Origin of the sequence: Lentzea nigeriaca (genome assembly GCF_016907955.1) — a bacterium.
GTDB classification, from domain to species: Bacteria; Actinomycetota; Actinomycetes; order Mycobacteriales; family Pseudonocardiaceae; genus Lentzea; species Lentzea nigeriaca.
The window spans coordinates 432670-451403 of the sequence record NZ_JAFBCX010000002.1; the positions used below are offsets into that span (position 1 = coordinate 432670).

At 68.8% G+C, this 18734-nt stretch carries 17 protein-coding genes; 12 read left to right on the forward strand and 5 right to left on the reverse strand.

Annotation, left to right across the window (positions count from 1 at the left end; genetic code table 11):
- The 3 genes from JOD27_RS08425 to JOD27_RS08435 all read right to left on the reverse strand — a co-directional run bounded on the left by JOD27_RS08425 (position 1) and on the right by JOD27_RS08435 (position 4286).
- Entirely contained in the window at positions 1–1206 is a 1206-nt protein-coding gene (locus JOD27_RS08425) for an exo-beta-N-acetylmuramidase NamZ family protein (RefSeq protein ID WP_204761549.1), read from the reverse strand.
- Complete coding sequence (locus JOD27_RS08430; RefSeq protein ID WP_204762039.1) at positions 1203–2861, reverse strand: glycoside hydrolase family 3 protein; 1659 nt, start codon at positions 2859–2861, stop codon at positions 1203–1205. The genes JOD27_RS08425 and JOD27_RS08430 overlap by 4 nt, the downstream gene beginning before the upstream one ends.
- A 630-nt stretch (positions 2862–3491) precedes the next feature.
- Positions 3492–4286, reverse strand: coding sequence for an HAD-IB family hydrolase (locus JOD27_RS08435; protein ID WP_204761550.1), 795 nt, complete (start codon positions 4284–4286; stop codon positions 3492–3494).
- A 448-nt stretch (positions 4287–4734) separates the two neighbouring features.
- Here JOD27_RS08435 and ssd point away from each other — a divergent pair, with 448 nt between their 5' ends.
- The 8 genes from ssd to JOD27_RS08475 all read left to right on the forward strand — a co-directional run bounded on the left by ssd (position 4735) and on the right by JOD27_RS08475 (position 10615).
- Positions 4735–5769, forward strand: a complete 1035-nt coding sequence (gene ssd, locus JOD27_RS08440; protein ID WP_204761551.1) for a septum site-determining protein Ssd — start codon at positions 4735–4737, stop codon at positions 5767–5769.
- A 717-nt stretch (positions 5770–6486) separates the two neighbouring features.
- A complete protein-coding gene (locus tag JOD27_RS08445; protein ID WP_204761552.1) occupies positions 6487–7602 on the forward strand; it encodes a TadA family conjugal transfer-associated ATPase in 1116 nt (371 codons plus the stop codon).
- Positions 7596–8366 carry a type II secretion system F family protein gene (locus tag JOD27_RS08450; RefSeq protein WP_307830010.1) on the forward strand — a complete coding sequence of 257 codons (771 nt, stop codon included), beginning with the start codon at positions 7596–7598 and terminating at the stop codon, positions 8364–8366. The genes JOD27_RS08445 and JOD27_RS08450 overlap by 7 nt, the downstream gene beginning before the upstream one ends.
- Positions 8363–8890, forward strand: a complete 528-nt coding sequence (locus JOD27_RS08455) for a type II secretion system F family protein (protein ID WP_204761553.1) — start codon at positions 8363–8365, stop codon at positions 8888–8890. Before JOD27_RS08450 ends, JOD27_RS08455 begins: the two co-directional genes overlap by 4 nt.
- Before the next feature lie 15 nt (positions 8891–8905).
- A complete protein-coding gene (locus JOD27_RS08460) occupies positions 8906–9067 on the forward strand; it encodes a DUF4244 domain-containing protein (protein WP_189255942.1) in 162 nt (53 codons plus the stop codon).
- Between the two features lie 10 nt (positions 9068–9077).
- Positions 9078–9377 (forward strand): TadE family type IV pilus minor pilin, encoded by a 300-nt coding sequence (locus JOD27_RS08465; RefSeq protein ID WP_204761554.1) that lies wholly within the window; start codon positions 9078–9080, stop codon positions 9375–9377.
- Positions 9374–9799 carry an Rv3654c family TadE-like protein gene (locus tag JOD27_RS08470; protein ID WP_275591606.1) on the forward strand — a complete coding sequence of 142 codons (426 nt, stop codon included), beginning with the start codon at positions 9374–9376 and terminating at the stop codon, positions 9797–9799. The genes JOD27_RS08465 and JOD27_RS08470 overlap by 4 nt, the downstream gene beginning before the upstream one ends.
- A 195-nt stretch (positions 9800–9994) precedes the next feature.
- Positions 9995–10615: a bifunctional DNA primase/polymerase gene (locus JOD27_RS08475; RefSeq protein ID WP_204761556.1), complete on the forward strand. Its 621-nt coding sequence runs from the start codon at positions 9995–9997 to the stop codon at positions 10613–10615.
- Between the two features lie 551 nt (positions 10616–11166).
- Here the strand turns inward: JOD27_RS08475 and JOD27_RS08480 are convergent.
- Together JOD27_RS08480 and sftH are read right to left on the reverse strand one after the other, a co-directional pair.
- The gene (locus tag JOD27_RS08480) at positions 11167–11937 is read right to left on the reverse strand and encodes an aminoglycoside adenylyltransferase domain-containing protein (RefSeq protein ID WP_307830011.1); all 771 of its coding nucleotides are present in this window, start codon (positions 11935–11937) and stop codon (positions 11167–11169) included.
- A 32-nt stretch (positions 11938–11969) separates the two neighbouring features.
- Positions 11970–14285, reverse strand: coding sequence for a DEAD/DEAH box helicase (gene sftH, locus JOD27_RS08485; RefSeq protein ID WP_307830012.1), 2316 nt, complete (start codon positions 14283–14285; stop codon positions 11970–11972).
- Between the two features lie 195 nt (positions 14286–14480).
- On the opposite strand from sftH, the gene JOD27_RS08490 reads away from it, so the two are divergent.
- From JOD27_RS08490 to JOD27_RS08505, 4 genes are all read left to right on the forward strand, one after another.
- Positions 14481–16793 (forward strand): sodium-translocating pyrophosphatase, encoded by a 2313-nt coding sequence (locus JOD27_RS08490; RefSeq protein ID WP_204761558.1) that lies wholly within the window; start codon positions 14481–14483, stop codon positions 16791–16793.
- 65 nt (positions 16794–16858) lie between these two features.
- Positions 16859–17431 carry a hypothetical protein gene (locus tag JOD27_RS08495; RefSeq protein WP_204761559.1) on the forward strand — a complete coding sequence of 191 codons (573 nt, stop codon included), beginning with the start codon at positions 16859–16861 and terminating at the stop codon, positions 17429–17431.
- A gap of 29 nt (positions 17432–17460) precedes the next feature.
- Positions 17461–18027 (forward strand): hypothetical protein, encoded by a 567-nt coding sequence (locus tag JOD27_RS08500; protein WP_204761560.1) that lies wholly within the window; start codon positions 17461–17463, stop codon positions 18025–18027.
- Between the two features lie 120 nt (positions 18028–18147).
- A complete protein-coding gene (locus tag JOD27_RS08505) occupies positions 18148–18687 on the forward strand; it encodes a hypothetical protein (RefSeq protein WP_204761561.1) in 540 nt (179 codons plus the stop codon).
- The last annotated feature ends 47 nt before the right edge of the window (positions 18688–18734 follow it).

The window sequence follows — 18734 nt, forward strand, 5'->3', positions numbered from 1 at the left end:
TCACCGGTAGCGCAGGTAGGGCAGGCGGGTGCGGCGGAACTGCTGCAGCTCCTGCTGCCACGCACCGGCGATCTCGTCCAGGGGTGCCTGGGCGTCGATCATCCCGCGGAGCCGGTCGGAGCCGCTGAGCTTGTCGATCCAGTTGTCGGGCCGCCACGCGAACACGGTGGGGTACAACGACTTCGCGGTGATCAGCATGGCGACGGCTGCCTTGATCGCGTCGAACTCGTGAGGGTCGGTGACGTGCAGGGTGACACCACCGCAGGTCGTGCCCTGGAACTTGTTGAACGTCGGCGCGAAGTAGGTCTCGCGGAACCGGACTCCCTTGAGGTTCAACGCGTTCAGTGACTCGGCCCAGCGCCAGTCGATACCAGGCGCGCCGACGGTTTCGAACGGGCGGGTGGTGCCGCGGCCCTCCGACAGCACCGTGCCCTCGAACAGGCACGTGCCGGGGTAGACCAGCGCGGTGTCCCGCGTCGGCATGTTCGGGCTCGGTGGCACCCACGGCAGGCCGGTGTCGAGCTGGTCTCTGCGCCAGCCCTTCACGTCGACCACTTCGAGGTTGGTTTTGACGTCGAACTCGCCTTGGAAGAAGCGGGCCAGTTCGCCGACGGTCATGCCGTGCTGCTGGACGATCGGCTTCAGGCCGACGCCGGTGGCGTAGGCGGGGTCGAGCTGCGGGCCGTTCGCCTTGCCGCCGATGGGGTTCGGGCGGTCGAGGACGAGGAAGTGCAGGTTCGGGGCGGCCTGCATCGCCGTGTACATCGACCAGATGTAGGTGTAGAACCGCGCGCCCACGTCGGCGATGTCGAAGACGACGGTGTCGATGCCCGCCTTGGCGAACATCGCCTGGAGCTTGGTGGCGTTGGCGCCGTACGCGTCGTACACCGGGATGCCGGTGCGTGGGTCTGCGTAGTCGCCCTCGGAGCCGCCGGCCTGTGCCGTGCCGCGGAAGCCGTGTTCCGGGCCGAACACCGCGGCCGGTTTGGCGCCATGGGCGACCATCGAGTCGACGATGTGGGTCTGGTCGGTGAGGATGCCGGTCGGGTTCGTGAGCACGCCGAACTTGCGGCCCTTGAGCCTGCGCCAGCCGTCCTGGGCGAGCTGTTGTGCACCGGTGGTGAGCCTCGGTGCCGCGGTGGCGGTTCCTGCGGTGGCGAGCGGGACGGACAGTGCGCTTGCTGCGAGGAACTGCCGCCTTCTCACCAGGTCACTCCGTGTCCGAACGGGTAGGGAGTCGGGCCTGGCACGTCGACGGGGAGCTTGCCCTGCGGCTTGGTCTCGCCGAGCAGGACCTTGGCGAGCGCCTCCATGGAGACGGTCGTGGTCGAGTAGGTGGCGAGCCACGTCTTGGCGTTGCCGTGGGCCACGTCGTAGGGCACGCCCGTGGCGACCGCGATGACCGGTTTGCCCGTGGCGATCAGCTGGTTGAGCAGGTCGAGCTGGGCCGGCCTGGTGCTCGCGCCGTTGGTCAGCACGACGATCTTGTCGGCGTTGGCCGCCGCTGCCAGCGCCTGTTGCACCTGAGCGGGGGTCGGGCTGGTCGCGGTGACGACCTTCGTCGCCTTGAGCCTGGTGGCGAGGGTCGCGGCAGGGGCGTCGCTGGTGCCGACGACGAGAGGGGCCTGTGCGTTGAGCGGGATCGCCTGGCCGTCGTTGCGGACGGCGGTGATGGTGCGGTCGGCGATGCGCTGGGCGGCCTGGGTGTTGGAGCCGACGATCTGGTCGACCTTGTCGACGTCGACTTCGGCGTTGAGCATGACGCCGCGCATGAGCTTCATCTTGAGGATGCGCAGGACGCTCTGGTCGATGCGCTGCTCGGTGAGCTCACCGCTGCGGACGGCCTTGACGACGCTGTCGATCGCGAGGCCGAGGTTCGGCGGCATCAGCAGCTGGTCGACGCCCGCCTTGAGGGCGAGGACCGGGATCTCCGCGTCGTTGGGGTGCAGCTTGCGGACGCCGGCCATCTCCAGCGAGTCGGTGATGACGACGCCGTCGTAACCGAGCTCCTCCCTCAGCAGACCGGTGATGACCTTGTGGGAGAGCGTGGCCGGCTCGCCGGACGGGTCGATCTGCGGCACCTGGATGTGCGCGGTCATGATCGAGTCGATCTTCGCGGCGATGGCGGCCTTGAACGGCGGCGCGTCGATCTGGCGCCACTGGTCGAGGCTGCGGTTCGAGACCGGCAGGCTCGTGTGGCTGTCCTCGGACGTGTCGCCGTGGCCGGGGAAGTGCTTGGCCGTCGAGGTGACCGAGTCGTTGTCGAACCAGCGGCGGCCCTCGTAGCCCGTGACCTGGGCCTTCGTCATGTCGGCCGCGAGCTTGGGGTCGCTCGAGAAGCTGCGCACGCCGATGATCGGGTTCGCCGGGTTGGAGTTGACGTCCGCGTCCGGCGCGAAGTTCTGGTTGATGCCCATCGCGCGGAGTTCCTGCGCGGTGATGCGCGCGGCCTCTTCCGCGTCCTGGGTGCTACGGCCGGCGCCGAGAGCCATGTTGCCCGGCAGCTGCGTGGCCGGTGGGCCGATGCGCGTGACCTGGCCCATCTCCTGGTCGATCGAGATGAGCAACGGGATATTGCTGGCCTTCTGCAGGCCGTTGGAGAGCTGCGCGATCTGCTTCGGGGTGTCGATGTTGTCGCGCGTCGAGTTGTTGAAGTAAATGACGCCGCCAGGGCGGTACTTGCGCACCATCTCCGCGGCGGTGCCCACGCCGAAGTCGGTCTGGTTCTTGGGGTGCGGGACATCGGCGGCCTGGCCGTTGACGTACGTGACGAACAGCTGGCCGACCTTCTCCTCCAGCGACATCCCGCGAAGCGTCGTCACAGAGGCGTCCGCTCTCGCCACGGGCGTGAGGGCGACCATGGCTGTGACCAGCGTCAACGCGGCAATCTTCCGCACTTGTCCGTGCCTCCCGGTGATGTTCCCACAGGTAACTGGTGTATTTCGCAAGTTACTCACGGCTGCGTGGTGGGTCAACGGGCGCACATTCTGCCGTTCGGCGGCATTTTCTTCAGCACACAAGCAGACGGGGCACCCCCGGAAGGGTGCCCCGTCGACAGCGCGGGCTTGCGAGTTACCAAGCGTGCAACTCGTGTCGTACAACCATGGCCTCGGCGTCCGGCGTCCCGGTACGCAGGCCCTAGACGACAAGCCTCCCGCGGCGTGCTGCGCGTGGGTACTCGAAGTCCGCGCACGGAGCCCTGTCGGGGTGGAGTCTGGCTTCTCTTCGCCAGGTCCCTGGCCGACCCGAGGTCCGCACCACCATTTAAGTGCGTGGGGCCGGTCACAGCAAGGGCTCGGACGGGTGCACCGTTCAAGCCACGTTCAGTAGTGAAAGTCCTGCGGTTTCAGCATTTGTGAGGTTTTGTACATGTTCCGGTACCGCTGACAGGGCGGCGGCCTGCACTCACGCGGGCACCACGTGTGCATGGTGTTGCCGCTACTCGTGGGTACCGGTCTCGAAGGGCTCTGTTGTCCGCTGAGGACTTGACTTCAGTCGCGGTTGCGCCTGCGCCGCAGGCCGTACCAGGCGGCACCGGCGGCGGCGACCGCACCGAGGCTGATGGCCGTGACGGCGACCGCCTTGCCCGACGGCGTGGGGATGCGGGACCGCAGGCTCACCGGGTCCGAGAACTGCAGCACCGGCCAGTCCTTCTGCACGGCGGTGCGGCGCAGGCCCCTGTCCGGGTTCACCACGGTCGGATGGCCGACGACCTCGAGCATCGGCAGGTCCGTGACGGAGTCCGAGTAGGCGTAGCTCTTCGCGAGGTCGTAACCGTGCTCGGCGGCGAGCTGCTTGATCGCGACCGCCTTGTTGTCGGCCGCGCAGTAGAACTCGACATCGCCGGTGTAGCGGCCGTCGTTGACGACCATCTTCGTTCCGACGCTGTAATCGGCGCCGATCATCTGGGCAATGGGGGCGACGAGTTCTTCCCCGGAAGCGCTCACGATGACGACGTCGTGACCCTCCGCCTTGTGATCGGCGATCAACTGCGTCGCCTCTTTGTAAACCAACGGGTCGACGATGTCGTGCAAGGTCTCGTTGACGATGCTGCGGATCTGCTCGACGTCCCACCCCGCGGCCAGTGCCGTGATGTGCGCGCGCATCCGGTCCATCTGGTCCGCGTCCGCACCGGCGAGCATGAACACGAACTGGGCATATGCGCTCTTCAGAACCGCTCGGCGGTTGATCAGCCCCTCCTGGAAGAAGGGACGGCTGAACGCCAGCGTGCTCGACTTCGCGATCACGGTCTTGTCGAGGTCGAAGAAGGCGGCGATCCGACTCATGTACCTCAGCTTAGGTGTACTCGTCAGTAGGCCGTTCGGGCGGCATTTCGTTCGTGTACGAAACCTTTGTGCGGCACGGTTACCGAAACTTGGCCCGCAGCTGTTGCCGAAGTTGCGCGCGGCACTGGCGCATGGGGATACAGTAGGAGAGTCCGGTTCGACGGACGGGTTCAGTCCGACCCCCCGGGACTGAACCATTGACGACCCCCGTCCCTCCCCCCTGGCGGGGGTCGTCCCATATCCACGTCCCGTTTCCCGGTGACCGCGACTGGACCTCTGCCGTCCTTTACGCCGGTTCCGGTCCCCAACCCCTCAGCGTCGCACAAGGGTCCGACACTTCCGGCGCTCCAGGGCCTCCAAGATCGCGACTTGTCCACACCCGGCGATTTGTCCACATCTGGATCTTCGCTCGTTGTGTCGTTCATCACGACTCAGCACCGTGGACCCCATGCCCCACCCCATCGCCCTGCTCACAGACCCGGACCTCCTCGACGAGGTCCTCCGCATGGCCGCGGCCGCCGACTGCGAGCTCTCCCGCGCCCCCGACGTGACGTCGCTGCGCTCGCAATGGCACAGCGCACCCCTGGTTCTGCTCGACCCGGCAGCGGTCTCCGCCTGCCTGGACGCGAACCTCCCGCGCCGCTCCGGCGTCCTGGTCGTCCACGGAGGCGACCCGCCCTGGGCACCCGCCGTGGCCCTGGGCGCCGACGGCGTCCTGGAACTGCCGCTGGAGGGCCGCTCCCTGGTGAGTGCTCTCGCCGACGTCGGCGAGGGCCCGCCGTCCGACCGTGGCCGAGTGGTGTCCTTCGTGGGCGGCCGCGGCGGCTCAGGCGCCTCGATCCTGGCCATAGCCTGCGGCCGCGAGGCAGTCGCCGCGGGCGGCGAGGCCATGCTCGTCGACTGCGACCCGCTGGGCGGCGGCATCGACCTGGCCCTGGGCACCGAGTCCGACGAGGGCGCCCGCTGGCCGGGCGTGCACTGCAGCGGCGGCAGAGTCCCGATGTCCGCCCTCCGCTCCGCCCTGCCCACCTCGGGCAGCCTGAGCATCCTGGCGTGCGACCGAGCGGGCCCCGACCCGGAACCCGCAGCGGTAGCCGCAGTCCTGGACGCGGGCCGCCGCTCCGGTTGCACGGTCGTGTGCGACCTGCCCCGCCATCCGACGGCCGCCGCCTCCGCGGCCCTGGACCGCACAGACCTGACGATCCTGGTCGTACCGGCCGAGGTGCGAGCAGCCGCAGCAGCCGGCCGCGTCGCCTCCCGCCTGCTGACCCAGGGCCGCAACCTCCGCCTGGTGGTGCGCGGCCCGTCCCCCGGCAACCTCCAGGCCGCCGAAATGGCCGAAGTCATCGGCATCCCCCTGCTGACCCAGATGCGCCCAGAACCGGGCCTGGCCGAAACGCTGGAGCGGGGCCGCTTCCCCCGCAACGCGAAGGGCCCACTGGCCACCGCCGCCCGCCTGGTCCTGAAGGAGCTGCGCGCATGACCCGCCGCCCAGGCCGCGCCGAATCCCAGGCGAGGGCGAGGTGCCGCCCGCAGCGAGTCCCCTTCGTCGCGGAGCCGTCCGTCTCGATGGCTGGTCCTGGCTGCGACCAAGCCGAAGGGCTCCTGTTGTGCGGGAGCGCCCGCTCTCCCCAAGCCGAGATTCCGTTGCCCCGAAAGGAGCTGTGGCCATGAGCCATCCCGATGCCTGCCGCGCCGGATCTGTCTCGCCGCCGGCCTGGAGCGCCACCTCCGCTCGGGCCGAGAGGCTTTCCGCGAAAGCAGGTGCGCTGATGAGTTGTCCTGATCGCGGCCGTCCCGGACCTCCTCCACCGCGGAAGGTCGTCGAGGCAGATCAGCTCACAAGCTCGGGCTGCACTGCGATTCCGTTGCGCCGAAAGGAACCCCGGCCGTGATCCGCATCCGCATCTGGTTGCGGATGCTGCGCAACCTCTTCGTCTACGGCCGCCCGATCCCACCTCCCTTCGTCTTCAAGGAGCCGCCGGAATGAACCGCTTCCTCATCTGGTGCCACGAGACCTGGCTCCGCCTGACCGGCCGCGAGATCACCTACGGCCGACACGCTCACCGCCCGGAGGCCGCCACATGACCGCCACGTTGATCGACCGACGCTCTGCTCGATCTGGCCCGCCACCGCGCGGAGGTCGTCACGTGACCGCCGCTCTGATCCACCTGATCCGCCACAGCCCGGAGGCCGCCACATGACCGCGGCTCTGATCGACCGGGTCCGCCACCGCCTGGTCGGCACGGACATGGAGATGACGGCCGCGGTCGTCGCCCATGCTGTCCGCTCTGAGGCGGGCGGGGTGTTGGCCGACTCGGACGTCTTGGAGGCCCTCCAGGTTCTCCGGCAGGAGTTCAGCGGTGCCGGTCCGCTCGACCCGCTGCTCGCCGACCCCGGCACCACCGACGTCCTCGTCACCGCGCCGGACCAGGTGTGGGTCGACGGCTCGGAAGGCTTGCGGCGCACCGCCATCACGTTTCCGGACGAGGATGCCGTCCGGCGCCTCGCCCAGCGTCTGGCGGTGGCGGCCGGGCGGCGGCTCGACGATGCCTCGCCGTGTGTCGACGGCTGGTTGCCGGGCAGCGGGGTTCGCCTGCACGCGGTGCTGCCGCCCATCGCTGAGAGCACGTGTCTGTCGCTGCGTGTGCTCCGTCCGGCCACGCACGACCTCGCGGCGCTTCAGGAGCTCGGCACGTTCGACGCCGAGATCGCCGAGGTGCTCCGCGGGATCGTTCGCAGGCGCATGGCGTTTCTGGTGATCGGTGGGACGGGGTCGGGCAAGACGTCGTTGTTGTCGGCGCTGCTCGGGTGTGTGCCGGTCAGTGAGCGGATCGTGTGTGTGGAGGATGCGGGCGAACTGCATCCCGATCATCCGCAGTTCGTGCGGTTGGTGGCGCGGCCGCCGAACGTCGAGGGTGCCGGCGAGATCACCGTGCGGTCGTTGGTGCGGGAGGCGTTGCGCATGCGGCCCGACCGGATCGTCGTCGGGGAGGTGCGGGGTGCCGAGGTTCGCGAGTTGCTCACCTCGCTGAACACCGGCCACGAAGGCGGTGCCGGGACCTTGCACGCCAACTCGCCCGCCGAGGTTCCGGCGCGGCTGGAGGCGCTGGGTGCGTTGGGCGGTCTCGATCGGCAGGCGTTGCACAGCCAGGTGGCTGCGGCCGTCCGGCTCGTCCTGCACATGCGGCGGGCGGACGACGGCGCGAGGCACCTCGACGAGATCGGAGCGTTTGCGCGCACGGGAAGCGGGCTTCAGGTTCGTCCGATCTGGACGAGGGTGAGCGGCTGGCACGAGAAGGAGCTGCTGTGCTGACCCTTCTGCTTCTCGCGGCAGCGCTGCTGGTGTGGCCGCAGCTCACACCACTGCGTCGCCTCAGGCCAGCTGGCAAACGGGAAATCGTTGTGCCGCAATGGCTGTGGCTCATCGCCGCGGTCACCGTCACCTACCTCGCGGCGGGTGTCGGAGGCCTGATCGCGGGAGCGCTCCTCGGAGTGGTGATCCGCCGAATCATCAAGCAGGGCAAGCGAAACCGTGCGCTGAGAGCGGCGACGGAAGCGCTCAGCGACGGCTTGAGCGGCGTGGTCGACGAGCTGCGAGCAGGCGCGCACCCGGCAACCGCAGCGGAAAGCGCTGCACGGGACACACCGGCGCCGGCGGACGAAGTGTTGAAGGCGGCTGCCGCCACCGCCCGGTTCGGCGGCGATGTGGAGCGAACTCTGCGCGAACTTCGCCAGCCGCTCATCGGGACGGCCGTGGATCAGCTGGCCAGGGCGTGGCACGTGTCGGCGAAGCACGGCGTGGCATTGGCCGACGTGCTGGATGCCACCAGACGCGATCTGGATCAGCGGGCCGCGTTCGGGCGGCAGGTTCACGCTCGGATGGCGGGGCCGCGGGCGAGTGCCGCCGTGCTCGCCGGGTTGCCGGTCTTCGGTGTGCTGCTGGGCGAGCTCAGCGGGGCCCGGCCGCTGCACACCCTCGTCGCCACCGCGGCGGGTCAGGTGCTGCTGGTGCTGGGAGCGGGGTTCCTGGCGGTCGGTCTGTGGTGGACGAAGAGGATCACCGAGGGGAAGCCGTGACGTTCTTCCTCCTGGCGCTGGCGATCCTGGTCGCGCCTACGCCGCGCAGGGCGATCGAACGGCTGAGACCCCAGGCGCACGACCCGCCGCGAAGCGACGCCGCACCCGACGGTCCGTTCGAACGAGCGGCGGCGCTGGATCTCCTGGCCGCCTGTCTGAAGGCCGGGTTGCCGGTGGCCACGGCGATTCGCGCTGTCGGCATCCGAGAGCTGAGTCGTACGGCCGAACTTCTGGCGCTCGGCGCGGATCCGGAGACGGCCTGGGCACCTGCGCTGGATCAGCCCGCGACCGCCGCGCTGGCGAGGGCGGCGAAAAGGACCGCGCGTTCGGGGGCGGCGCTGGCCAGGCAGGCCGCCGAGCTCGCCGAGCGGACCAGGACCGAGGCCAGGGACCGGGCCGAGGCCGAGGCACAACGGGCCGCGGTCGCGGTGGCGGCACCGCTGGCGCTGTGTTTTCTGCCCGCGTTCCTGTGCCTCGGTGTCGTGCCGGTGGTGCTGGGGCTGGCCGACCAATTCCTCAAGTGATGAAAGGCGAATCCGATGGAACTGCTGAAGGACGACAGCGGCATGAGCACGGTCGAGTACGCGATCGGGACGTTGGCGGTGGCCGCGCTCGCCGGGGTGCTGTACGCGGTTCTCTCCAGTGACTGGATGCAGAACCTGTTGCAAGGGCTGATACAGCGTGCGCTGTCGTCGGTCTGATGACCGGGGAATGGTCACAGTGGAGGCAGCGATTGCCGTGTGTGCGCTGCTGGTGGTCATGGCGTTGGCGGCTGCGGGGCTGACCGCGGTCATCGAGCAGATGAGGTGCACCGACGCGGCGAGAGAGGCGGCGCGGCTCACGGCGCGCGGTGAACGGCAGCGCGGCGAGGAGGCGGTAGCGCAGATCGCGCCGGGAGCAGGCGTCGCGTTCCGGGCGGAAGGGGACGCCGTGCGGGTCGTCGTGACTAAACGCGGACCGTTGGGCGTGCCGCTCAGCGCGGAGGCATTCGCCGTGCTGGAGCCGCGATGAACGGTGAAGTGTCTGATGGTGAGCGCGGTTCGGCTGCGGTGAGCGGTGTCGTGGCGATGTTGTTGCTGATCATCGTCACGATCACCGGTGCGCAGATCGGTGCGGCGCTCGTCGTGCGGCACCGGGTGACCGGTGCGGCCGATCTGGCGGCGCTCGCCGGTGCCACGAGTCTTGTCGACGGTGATGAAACCGCTTGTGAGCAGGCAAAACGCGTGGCGCAGAGCAACGGTGGTGTGCTCGAAAGCTGCTCGACGAGCGGTTGGGAAGTGGTTGTGGAGGTGTCGGCGACGACGCCGTTCGGCCCGGTGAGCGCGCGGTCGAGAGCAGGTCCGGCCGAAGATCGAAGCGTTTGGAGCGCGACGAGCGGTCGCCTCCGGGCGGTGAGCGGACTCACACGGGCGCTCGGACATGCTGAACGGTGATCGAACTAAACGCTGGGAGTTCAGTGGCTCTTCCTCGCCGAGGGCGTTCGCCGTCCCGTAGCTACCAGTTGTCGCGACGGGGGTTACCAAGGCTGGGGCTGGTGTCGTTAGTTGTAGTGGCGGCACCGACGCGGTGTCCCGAGAACCGACACCACGTCGATGTCGAGTCAGAGCCTAGGAAGAAGGCGAAGGAAGATGGATTGGTCGGATAGCTGGCGCGGGGCCTTCCGCATCGAACTGCGTGCCGAGGCCGTGAGCCTCGCGTACCGCGGTTGGCCCGTACTGCCCGGCACGTATCCGGCCGGTTCCGAGCAGGGCGTCACCCAGTGGGCGGGCCGCAGCGGGCTCGAGCTGCACGGGCCCATCCCCGTGCACCGCGACTGGGTGGACCGCATCGGCACGCGTCCCGACCAGGTCGCCACCTGGTGGGCCGGTCGTTCCTACAGCCTTCTCGTCGCCACCGGCCACGTGGTGGACGCGATCGAGGTCGGCACCGACCTCGGCCGCCGCGCGGCCGTCGCACTGCGGTCGATCGGTGTTCCCGTGCCGATCGCCGCGACCCCGTCCGGCCGGTGGATGTTCCTGGTGCGGTCCGGCTCGAAGCTCAACACCGAGCTGGCCGGCAACCAGGACGTGCACCACTACGCACAGGGCGAGTACATCCCGCTGCCGCCCACCCCGATGGCGCACGGTGTCGTGCACTGGCGGGTCAAGCCGTCCATCTGCGGCTGGAACCTGCCGGACGCGCACGTCGTGCAGGACGCACTGGTCGAGGCGCTGCACGTCCCGGCCGGCTTCCAGCTCGAAACCGTCTGACACAACTGCACAAGCCCGGCCGCGCTGGGTGTCGTCGTGGACTCTCCCCGACAACCCCGAAGGCGATGCCCTGCGCGGCCGTTCCACCCCCAGCCCGACCCTGTGATCGGCCTCCGTACCCCGCACTTCGGGGCCGCGCAGGAACGGGCGAAAAGCCGAACACGCACCCCGAAGGACAGCCTCCCGCAAGTAACGACCGGACCGAGGACGTTAGTGGCAGGGCAACTGCTCTGCTGCGATCGGCGAAGCCGGCTCCTCCCCGGAGTTCGTCAGCAGACAGTCGACACCGTCGCCTCCCGCGTGTCCTGTCGAGACGGACAATCAGATTCCGCCGATGTTCCACGGGATCCGGTCGCGAAGCGGTAGCAGGCGGGAACACAGTGTTCGGCACGTGGAGAGCGGCGAGGGGGTACCCGTGAGCCCCCTCGCCGCCCAGCGTCCTCGGCCCGACCCTGCTCGTGCTACGCGCTCACCGGGTCGGACGCGGTGTCTTCTGGGGCGCCCCCCAGACCCCCGTGAGTTCGGGGTGCCGGCGCCCTCACGACAACGCGTCAGCCCCACTGCTCGCAGTAGGCCGCGAAAGCCCTGGTCTGCTCCATGCTTCCCGGACGCGGTGCCGCGTCGGCGTCAAAGCCGAGGTCCCGGTCCTCGATGACCTGCTCGATCAGCGGGTGCCACCGCTGATCGAGCATTTTCAACCCCCACTCCAGCGCTCCGCGCTTGGATGTCACCTCTGCGGTGTGAAGCGTGTACAGCGTCCGGCAGTACTGAGCGACGATGTAGCGCTGGGTCCACGCGACGCCCATCGGTGCCCATGTGCTGATGCCTTCCCAGAGCTGTGGCAGGTCGGCTCGCATCGCCGAGCGCAACGCCGAAGGCGGAACCTCGTCCACCAGCGAGGTGATCGGCGGGCCGTCCAGCACGATGCCGTGGTTGCGCAGGATCCACCGCGCGTGGGGGCTGTTGCAGTGCGTGTCCCAGATGAGCGTGCGATGGCCGTGGTCGTTGAACAGCCACGGAACTCCAAGGCCTGCCACCGAGCGCAGCGACTCGACGTCGGCGTAGGAGCCTTCGATCTCGGTCGACCAGTGGCCTGGCCGCAACGGGATCTCGTCGTGCAGTGCGCGCAATCCGGCTTCGCGTTCACCGGACGGCAGCTCGGTGCAGGCGACGACGAAGTCGCAGTCGCTGTGGATGTCTCCGGCACCCAGAGCGAACGAGCCCTGGATGTACGTCCCGACGTAGGTGGGGCCGAGGATCGAGCGGACCGACGACACCAGGTCGGCCATCAGTGCGTTCAGCTCAGGGAACTGCGTGGGCACCGCCGCACCGTAGCCGGGCGGAGCCGGACGAGTCAGGCGATTTTGCCCAGCACGACGTCCAGCACCAGCACGGCGCCCGCCTTGTCCAGCGGTTCGTTGCCGTTGCCGCACTTGGGGGACTGCACGCACGACGGGCAGCCCATCAGGCAGGAGCAGGAGCTGATCGCCGACCGCGTCGCCGACAGCCAGGCCCGCAACGCCGAGTGGCCGCGGTCCGCGAAACCCGCACCGCCGGGGTGACCGTCGTGCACGAACACCGTCGGCATCCCGGTGTCCGGGTGCACGGCGGTCGACACGCCGCCGATGTCCCACCTGTCGCACGTCGCGAACAGCGGCAGCAGACCGATGGCCGCGTGCTCGGCGGCGTGCAGCGCTCCGGGGATCCGCTTCGCCTCCACACCCGCGTCGAACAGCAGCGACTCGTCGACGGTGTACCAGACGGCGCGGGTCTGCAGCGTCTGCTCCGGCAGGTCGAGCGGGATCTGGTCGAGCACCACCCCGGACGGCAGCCGTCGCAGGTAACCGACGACCTGCGTCGTCACCTCCACCTCGCCCAGGCACACCGACACACCGCCGAAGTCGGCGCGTTCGACCTCGCGCACCACCGTGATGTCGACGCAGTCGCGCGGCTGCGTCGTCCACTCCGGGTCTTCGCGGTGCACCATCGCGAGACCGCTCTCCAGATCGAGTTCATCGACCACGTACGCGCGGCCCTGGTGCAGGTAGACGGCACCCGGATGCACCTGCCAGCAGGCGGATCCGGGGTCGACGGTGCCGAGCATGCGGCCCGAGTCGGCCTCCACGACGGCCACCTGATCGCCGCCGGAGCCGCGGATGTCCACGCCGGCGTGCGGTCTGTCGTGCGATGCCCAGTACCAGCCGGCGGGCCGCTTGCGCAGCAGCTTCTCCGCCACCAGTTCGGCGAGCACCGCCTCGGCCAATGGGCCGCCGAAGTCGGCGAGGCAGTCCGGTGTCAACGGCATCTCGGACGCGGCACACGCCAGCTGCGGGCCCAGCACGTAGGGGTTCAACGGGTCCAGCACCGTCGCCTCGACCGGCCGGTCCAGCACCGCGGCGGGGTTGTGCACCAGGTACGTGTCCAACGGGTCGTCGCGTGCCACGAACACGACAAGAGCGCTGTCGCCGGACCGACCTGCCCGGCCTGCCTGCTGCCAGAAGGACGCCAGGGTGCCGGGGAAACCGGCCACCACCACGGCATCGAGCCCGGCGATGTCGACGCCGAGCTCCAGCGCGTTCGTCGTGGCCACGCCCAGCAGATCGCCCGTGGACAGCGCCTTCTCCAGCGCGCGACGCTCCTCCGGCAGGAACCCGCCGCGGTAGGCGGCCACGCGGGACGGCAGCTCACTGTCCACTTCGGACAGAATTCGCTGGGCGCCCAGAGCGGTCAGCTCCGCGCCGCGTCGTGAGCGCACGAAGGCGAGCGACCGTGCGCCCTCGACCACCAGGTCGGCCAGGATCCGCGCCGTCTCCGCACCGGCCGAACGCCGGACGGGCGCACCGTTCTCGCCCTCCAGCGAGGTCAGCGGCGGCTCCCACAACGCGACGGTCCGCGAAGCACGCGGCGAGAAGTCGTCCACGACAGCGGAAACCGGAACACCGAGCAGCCTTTCCGCCGACGAAGAAGGATCAGCCACAGTGGCCGATGCCAGAACGAAGATCGGATCCGCGCCGTATTTCCTGGCGACCCGTCGCAACCGCCGCATCAACAACGCCACGTGCGAACCGAAAACACCGCGGTAGGAATGGCACTCGTCGATCACGACGTACTTCAGCCGGCGGAAGAACCGCAGCCATTTCGGGTGCTGCGGCAGGATTCCGCGGTGCAGCATGTCCGGGTTGGTGAAGACCCAGTTGGCGTGCGCCTTGACCCAGTCGCGTTCGGCCATCGGGGTGTCACCGTCGTAGGCCGCCGCGCGGATCCCCTTGATCCCGAGCTCGTCGAGCGCGCGGAGCTGGTCCGCCCCAAGGGCTTTGGTCGGTGACAGGTACAGCGCTGTGGCCTTCGTGTCCGCCAAAAGAGTGGAAAGCACGGGAAGTTGGTAGGCGAGCGACTTGCCCGAGGCGGTTCCCGTCGCGAGCACCACGTGCTTGCCGGACCACGCCAGCGACGCCGCCTCGACCTGGTGCCGCCACGGCTCTCGCACACCGGTCTCGGTGAACGCCGCGACCACCTGCCCGGCCGCCCACGAGGGCCATTCGACGTGATCAGCCTGCCGCAACGGGAGATCACGTGCGTGTGTGAGAGGCGACTCCCCGGCGGGTACCCCCGCCAGCACGCGGTCCAGCAACCGCCGTCCCTGATCCACCACGAGGCGAGCTTTGCACACGACACCGACACTTCGGCCCGCGTGGTGGACTTCCTGCGCAGATAACGGTGTGTGCACGGATCGGGACACTTCGTTGCCTCGTTGCAACCAACCCCTAGACTCCCCGCTCATCGCATCCAATGAGGGATGCGTCACGTCGCGCGAGGGCGGCTGGTCTGCCTTGGCGCTGCACATGGCAACTCACCAGGAGGACGGATGTCCCGGCAATTCCTCGCGGAGAGCCTCGAGCTCTCCGGAGGCCATCGCGGTGTCGTAGCCGCGGTCGCCGTGGTCGCCCTGGCTGCTCTCGGCGTCGGTTATCTCCTGCTCAAGGAGGTGCTGGCCGCAGGCCAGGGCACCCCCAAGATGCAGGACATCGCCAAGGCGGTTCAGGAGGGCGCAGCGGCCTACCTCAACAGGCAGTTCCGCACGCTCGGCATTTTCGTCGTGATCGTGTTCGTGCTGTTGTTCGCGCTACCGGCAGATGATCTCGCCGAACGAATCGGCAGGTCGTTGTTCTTCGTCGTCGGTGCGGCGTTCTCGGCGACGATCGGCTACCTGGGCATGTGGTTGTCCACGCGCGCCAACGTACGTGTCGCCGCCGCCGCGAACGAAACGGAAGGCGGTCGCGAAAAGGCGATGCGCGTCGCGTTCCGCACCGGCGGTGTCGTCGGCATGACCACGGTCGGCCTCGGCCTCTTCGGTGCCGCGCTGGTCGTGCTCGTGTACGCCGGTCAGGCCCCGAAGGTCCTGGAGGGCTTCGGTTTCGGTGCCGCGCTGCTCGCGATGTTCATGCGTGTCGGTGGCGGCATCTTCACCAAGGCCGCCGACGTCGGCGCCGACCTGGTCGGCAAGGTCGAGCAGAACATCCCCGAGGACGACCCCCGCAACGCCGCCACCATCGCGGACAACGTGGGCGACAACGTCGGTGACTGCGCCGGTATGGCCGCGGACCTCTTCGAGTCCTACGCCGTCACCCTGGTCGCGTCGCTCATCCTCGGCACCGCCGCGTTCGGTGCGCAGGGCCTGCTGTTCCCGCTGATCGTTCCCGCGATCGGTGTGCTGACCGCGGTCGTCGGTGTCTACACGACGAGCGCGAAGTCGGGGGAAAGCGGCCTGACCGCCATCAACCGCTCCTTCTACATCTCCGCGGTCATCTCCGCGGTGCTGTGCACGATCGCGGCGTTCGTGTTCCTGCCGAGCTCGTTCGGCGACCTCGACGGCATCAGCGACTCGATCAAGGCCACCAGCGGCAACCCGGCGCTGATCGCGTCCGTCGCGGTGATCATCGGCATCGTGCTGGCCGGCGTCATCCTGTGGCTGACCGGCTACTTCACCGGCACCGACCACAAGCCGGTCAAGGAGGTCGGCAAGACCTCGCTGACCGGTGCGGCCACGGTGATCCTGTCCGGTATCTCCGTCGGTTTCGAGTCGGCCGTCTACACGGCGCTGGTGATCGGTGCGGCCGTCTACGGCGCGTTCCTGCTCTCGGGTTCGGTCGTGGTCGCGCTGTTCGCGATCGCGCTGGCCGGTTGTGGTCTGCTCACGACCGTCGGTGTCATCGTCGCGATGGACACCTTCGGCCCGGTCTCCGACAACGCGCAGGGCATCGCCGAGATGTCCGGCGACGTGCACGGCGAGGGCGCGCAGATCCTCACCGAGCTCGACGCGGTCGGCAACACCACCAAGGCCATCACCAAGGGCATCGCGATCGCGACCGCCGTGCTCGCCGCGACGGCGCTGTTCGGCTCCTACCGCGACGCGATCGAGCAGGCCATCGTCAAGGTCGGCAACCTCCCAGGCGACCTGCCCGTGTCGTTCACCAACCTGGTGTTCAGCCCGAACGTCCTCGTCGGTCTCGCCATCGGCGCGGCTGTCGTCTTCATGTTCTCGGGTCTCGCGGTCAACGCCGTGACGCGCGCCGCCGGTGCCATCGTGTTCGAGGTGCGCCGTCAGTTCCGCGACAACCCCGGCATCATGGACGGCACCGTCAAGCCGGAGTACGGCAAGGTCGTCGACATCTGCACCAAGGACTCGCTGCGCGAGCTCGCGACGCCGGGTCTGATGGCCGTGCTCGCCCCGATCGCCGTCGGCTTCGGCCTCGGCGTCGGCCCGCTGGCCGGTTACCTGGCGGGTGCGATCGCGACCGGCACGCTCATGGCGGTCTTCCTGGCCAACTCCGGTGGTGCCTGGGACAACGCCAAGAAGCTGGTCGAGGACGGCAACCACGGTGGCAAGGGCTCCGACGCCCACGCCGCGACGGTCATCGGCGACACCGTCGGCGACCCGTTCAAGGACACCGCCGGCCCGGCCATCAACCCGTTGATCAAGGTCATGAACCTGGTCTCGGTGCTGATCGCGCCGGCCATCGTCACCTTCTCCATCGGCAGCGCCGCGTCCGACGCGATCCGCATCGCGATCGCCGTGGTCGCAGCGCTGATCATCGTCGGTGCGATCGTCGTGTCGAAGCGTCGCGGCACCGCGATCGCCGACGCGCCCGCGGAGACCGTGAGCAACGGCGCCGCGTAGTTCCGGCCCCGGTCGGGGTACGTTCGGGTATCCCCCCGACGTACCCCGACCTAGGAGTTGACGACATGAGGCTCCGCCTCATCGCCAGTGCCGCTGTCACCGCCTGCGCGCTCGCCGGGTGCACCAACGGCGGCAACTCCGGCACCACATCGACGCCGACCAGCGGCGCGACCAGCCCCGAGGCCGTCGCCTACATGGACAAGGTGTGCGGCGCCGCGTCCGAGTTCGCCAAGGTCGAGAAGACCGCCCCGAAGCTCGACGCGGGCGACTCCGCCAAGCTCAAAGCCGACATGGCCGCCTACATGGGCCAGCTCGCCGACGCGTTCACCAAGTCGGCGACCGGCCTCAAGAACGTCGGCCCGTCGCCCGTCGCCGGTGGTGAGGAAGCCGTCAACAAGATGGCTGAGGCCTTCACCTCCCTGGGCACGGTCTTCGCCGACGCCAAGACCAAGGTCGAGCAGGCCGACGCGAACAACGCCACCGGAGGCCTGCAGGCCGCGGGAGAGGCCATCGCCAAGCTCTCGGAGCTCGCCGACCCGCTGCGCGACCTCAAGGCCGTTCCCGAGCTGCAGAAGGCGACGCAGAGCGCGCAGAAGTGCCAGGACATGCAGCGCCTCAACATCACGCCGACGAGCTGAGCGAGGCCGTTCGGAGTAACTTTCGCCCCATGCGTCGCACAGTCATCGCACTTCTGACGAGCCTGCTCGCGCTCACCGCGTGCAGCAGCGGAGGTTCCTCCACGTCGACGTCGGCCACCCCGAACGAGGCCGACGTCGTGGCGTGGATGGACAAGGTCTGCGGCGCCGTCGACGGCACCGTGAAGGCCATGTCGGACGAGCCGAACATCGACCTGAGCGACCCGTCGAAGCTCAAGACGGGCCTCTCCGACTGGCTCGGCACCAAGATCGGCGCGGTCGACAAGTCGATCGCGGACCTCAAGGGCCTGGAGAGCGGTCCGCACCCGAAGTCGAAGGAGCTGGCCTCGACCGCGGAGGAGGGCATGGGCCAGATCAAGACCCTGCTCACCGACACCAAGTCGAAAGTGGACTCCTCGAACGACGCCACGCAGGTCGTCACCGCGTTCACCGAGATGGTCAGCAAGGCGGCCGGGCTCGAGAAGACCGGCGCCGACGTGCAGAAGAAGTTCGACGAGACGGGCCTCGCCCCAGCCGCCCAGAAGGCATCGAACTGCAAGGACCTGCAGATCGCATCGAGTGCCACTCCCACGTCCTGACAGAGCTTGGAAGAAGTCGGACCAGATCGCTCGAACGTGTGACGTTCAGCGGTCTGGTTCGATCTTTGTCTGATCGCGGCCGCGCTCAGCGCGGCCGCGATCGTGAGGACAATGGTCAGAATGAGGATGCGTCTGCTCGCTGCCGTGCTGGCCGGTGCCGTCGTCCTGACCGCGTGCGGTTCCGACGAGGACAAGCCGCTCACCGACGCGCAGGGCCAGTGGGTGGACGCGTTCTGCGGCGGCCTGCTGCCCGGCGTGAAGGCGGCCCAGGAGCTGAAGGGCAAGGATCCCGCCGACCCGCCCGCGATCAAGACGGCCTACCTGAACCTCATCTCGGCCAACACGGACGCGTTCACCGGCGCCGAGAAGAAGCTGAAGGAGCTCGGCCCGCCGTCCGACGAGCTGAAGGATGTGCACGATCGGCTGACGAAGTACTTCGCCGAGTCGGCCAGGTCCTACGCCGCCGCTCGAGGCCCTGTCGAGAAGCTCGAGCCGAACGCCGGGTTCTGGGAGAACGCCGAGAAGGCGCTGACGGAGACCTCGCAGGTCAGCAGCCCGGAAGACCTGCGGGCGACCTTCGACGCGCTGGAGAAGTCACCCAAGTACGCCGCGGCGTTGGGCAAGGCAGGGCCCTGCTCCGGGCTGAGGACCGTCCGGTAACTCGACCGGCGCATTCACAGGCGTCCCACTGGTCACAGTCGAACGCC